We start from the raw sequence: 3183 nt of genomic DNA on the forward strand, positions 1-3183 counted from the left end.
TCGGGATCGTATTCTTCCTCGCCCTCTTCGCAGACCAGCAACAGGGTCTTGTCGCCGGAATCGAACTGGGGGTCCTCCATGGTTTCCTGAATGAACTTGGTCTTGCCGCTTTCCGGGTGAAAGGTTGGAGTTTCTTTGCCTTGTTTCTTTGGTAACGGCAAGGAATGGAAATTCCCTCCATTGCTGCTTCCCGGGTAAAAGGTCGGAGTTTCTTTGCCTACTTTCTTTGCAAAGAAAGTAGGGGGCAAAGAAAGTAGGTTAGTCGCAGCCGTCTTTGGTTTCGCCGCAGCCGTCGCAGTCGCTCTCGTACTGGACGGCGTTGCGGGCCAGTTCAGGGTCCAGGCGCTGGGCAACCTGAATCATCAGGGCACACTCCATACGCTTGCGGAACACCTTGCAGCCGTACTCGTAGGTGCCGTGGATGTCGCCGGTGGCGTGCAGGGCGTTGGCCGCGCAGCCGCCCGCGCAGTACAGCCGTGCCCAGCAATCCTTGCAGTCCGGCCGGGCATAGACGTTGCAGAGTTTGAACTCGTCCCGCAAAGCGGTGTTGGTCACGCCGTCCCACACGTTGCCCAGCTTGTAATCCGGGTCGCCCACAAACTGGTGGCAGGGATACAGATCGCCCCAGGGGGTCACGGCCATGTACTCGGTGCCGGAACCGCAGCCCGAGATCCGCTTGTAGATGCAGGGGCCGTGCTTCAGGTCCAGAATATAATGGTAGAAGGTGATGGGCTTGCCCGCTTTCTGGCGGCGCAGCATATCCTTGGCCAGCAGCTCGTACTGGTCAAACAGCTTGGGCAGGTCCTCCTCGGTCAGGGCCTCGGGGGAGTCGGCCGGAGCCACCACCGGCTCCATGGACAGCTCCGTGAATCCCAGATCGTCCGCCATGTGGAACAGATCGTTGGTGAAATCCACGTTGTGGTGGGTGAAGGTGCCCCGCATATAATAGCCCTTGCCGCCGCGGGAAGCCACCAGCTTCTGGAACTTGGGCACGATGCGGTCATAGCTGCCGTTGCCCGCCAGGTCCACCCGGAACCGGTCGTTCACTTCCTTGCGGCCGTCCAGCGAAAGCACCACATTGTAGCATTCCTTGTTGGCCCACTCGATGACTTCATCGGTGATGCCGATGCCGTTGGTGGTCAGGGTGAACCGGAAATTCTTGCCGGCGGCTTTCTCGATGCTGCGGGCATAGGCCACCAGCTGCTTGCACACCTCAAAGTTCATCAGCGGTTCGCCGCCGAAAAAGTCCACTTCCAGGTTGCGGCGGGTACCGGAATTTTCCACCAGGAAATCCAGCGCCCGTTTGCCGGTCTCAAAACTCATCAGGCCCGCTTCGCCGTGGAACTTGCCCTGGGCCGCAAAACAGTAGCTGCAGTTCAGGTTGCAGGTATGGGCTACATGCAGGCAAAGGGCCTTGACCACATTGGACCGGTTCTTGAAATCAAAGGCATGGTCGGCGTAGGCGTCGGGGGCAAACAGCTTGCCCTCGGCGGTCAGCTCGTCGATGTCGTCCAGGCAGTCCCGGATATCGGCGGGGGTCACGTCGGCGCGGCCGGCATACTTTTTCTCCAGCGCGGCGGCGGCTTCTTCCCGGGTGTTCCCGGCGTCGATCAGGGCGATGGCGTCATAGGCCACATCGTCCACCGCGTGCACGCTGCCGCTGAACACGTCCAGCACGATGTTGTAACCGCCCAGTTTGTATTGATGGATCATGGATTAACTCCTTGTTGAAAACCATAGAAAATGCCGGGCGCCGCACGGGCTGCCCGGCACGATTGCCAGATTGGAAAAAATCAGTTCTCTGCCTTCTCGCAGGGCTGGTTCGCGATGCCGCAGCTGGTCTTGCAGGCGCTCTGGCAGGAGGTCTGGCACTCGCCGCAGCCACCGTTCTGGAGGCTCTTCACCATATCACGGGTCTCGAGAGTCTGAATGTGCTTCATTACAACAGTCACTCCTTTGCACAATTTTGGATTATTCTTATTGTACACACATCCGGGAACCTTGTCAAGATAAACCAAGGTGTTCACCTTGCCCTTGTGGAAAACTCTGGCAGCAAAATCCGCTTGCCATGGGATTTCCACAGGGTTTTCCACATTTTCAACAGGAAAAAGGGGTGAGTTTTCCACCCTTTCAACAGAGTTTTCAACAAATTCAACGTGGATAACCCCTTTACACAGTGGATAACTGCCCCAAAATATACGATCTGTGAACAGGGTGTGAATACCGGGGGCGAAAGCGTCCACAGCGAGTGCACCTCTCTGTGGAAAACTTTTCGGGGCCTATTGACATTTGATATACTGTGTAGTACGATGTACATACAGGAGGCACAGTATATGAATCTTGACGACTGGAAATCACAAATCAAGCGCGGAACGCTGGAATTCTGCATTCTGCTGATGATCCGGCAAAAATCCATCTACGGGTATGAGATCATCCAACGGCTGGAACAGTACCCGATCCTGGCGGCAAAGGAAAATACCATTTACCCGCTGCTGCGCAGATTGTTGAAAGAAGAATACATCTCCTCCTACTGGCAGGAGAGCGCGGAAGGGCTGCCGCCGAGAAAATATTACTCCATTACCCCCAAAGGGCAGGAGTATCTTGCCGCCATGTCAACCGAGTGGGAACATCTGCTGGAGGCCATCAACCAGGTGAAAGGAGAATAAAATCATGGAGAAATGTTTGGAAGCGTATCTCGAAAAAGTCGAGAAATGCCTGAAACCCCTGCCCAGTTCGGAACGGGTGGATATTGTAAAGGAAATCAAGAGCGAGATACAGGAACTGCAGGCGGAGGGAAAAACCGCCGAGGAAGTGGTGGCGCGGCTGGGCAAACCCGGGGAACTGGCCAAAGCCTACCTGAGCGACCTGATCACAAAGGATACCTCCTTCAGCTGGACGAGAGTGCTGGCCCTGTGTGCCTATTACAGCGTAGCCGGGCTGTCCGGTCTGTTCGTGATCCCCACCCTGATCATCTGTGCGCCTGTCTTTATGCTGTGCGGGATTGCGGCCCCGCTGCTGGGGGCGGTCAAACTGGTGGATACCGCGCTGCAGCTGGGGATTCCCGGTGTGCAGTACATCGGTGTGGCGGGGGTAAGCAACCCGGTCATGGTCTTTGCCCTGTGTGCGGTATTCGGGGTGGCGCTGTTCCTGGCCGGGTACGGCTGCTGGCAGCTGCTGGTCCTG

4 protein-coding genes are annotated in these 3183 nt (G+C 56.8%); 2 read left to right on the top strand and 2 right to left on the bottom strand.

Annotated elements, in window-relative coordinates; genetic code table 11:
• Positions 1–258 precede the first annotated feature (258 nt).
• Both scfB and scfA read right to left on the bottom strand, forming a co-directional pair.
• Positions 259–1713, bottom strand: a complete 1455-nt coding sequence (scfB, locus tag H6B10_RS13530) for a thioether cross-link-forming SCIFF peptide maturase (RefSeq protein ID WP_204652088.1) — start codon at positions 1711–1713, stop codon at positions 259–261.
• Positions 1714–1793: 80 nt separating this feature from the next.
• Positions 1794–1940 (bottom strand): six-cysteine ranthipeptide SCIFF, encoded by a 147-nt coding sequence (scfA, locus tag H6B10_RS13535; RefSeq protein WP_204652089.1) that lies wholly within the window; start codon positions 1938–1940, stop codon positions 1794–1796.
• Positions 1941–2333: 393 nt separating this feature from the next.
• On the opposite strand from scfA, the gene H6B10_RS13540 reads away from it, so the two are divergent.
• Positions 2334–2666: a PadR family transcriptional regulator gene (locus H6B10_RS13540; protein ID WP_204652090.1), complete on the top strand. Its 333-nt coding sequence runs from the start codon at positions 2334–2336 to the stop codon at positions 2664–2666.
• 4 nt (positions 2667–2670) lie between these two features.
• On the top strand, positions 2671–3183 hold a 513-nt coding region (locus tag H6B10_RS13545), incomplete at its 3' end, for a DUF1700 domain-containing protein (RefSeq protein ID WP_204652091.1).

Source organism: Gemmiger formicilis (assembly GCF_016901605.1).
GTDB classification, from domain to species: Bacteria; Bacillota; Clostridia; order Oscillospirales; family Ruminococcaceae; genus Gemmiger; species Gemmiger formicilis_B.

Excerpts from the sequence above, each read along its gene's own strand:
- scfB (WP_204652088.1), bottom strand. The coding sequence starts at position 1,713 with ATGATCCATCAATACAAACTGGGCGGTTACAACATCGTGCTGGACGTG.
- scfA (WP_204652089.1), bottom strand. The coding sequence starts at position 1,940 with ATGAAGCACATTCAGACTCTCGAGACCCGTGATATGGTGAAGAGCCTC.
- H6B10_RS13540 (WP_204652090.1), top strand. The coding sequence starts at position 2,334 with ATGAATCTTGACGACTGGAAATCACAAATCAAGCGCGGAACGCTGGAA.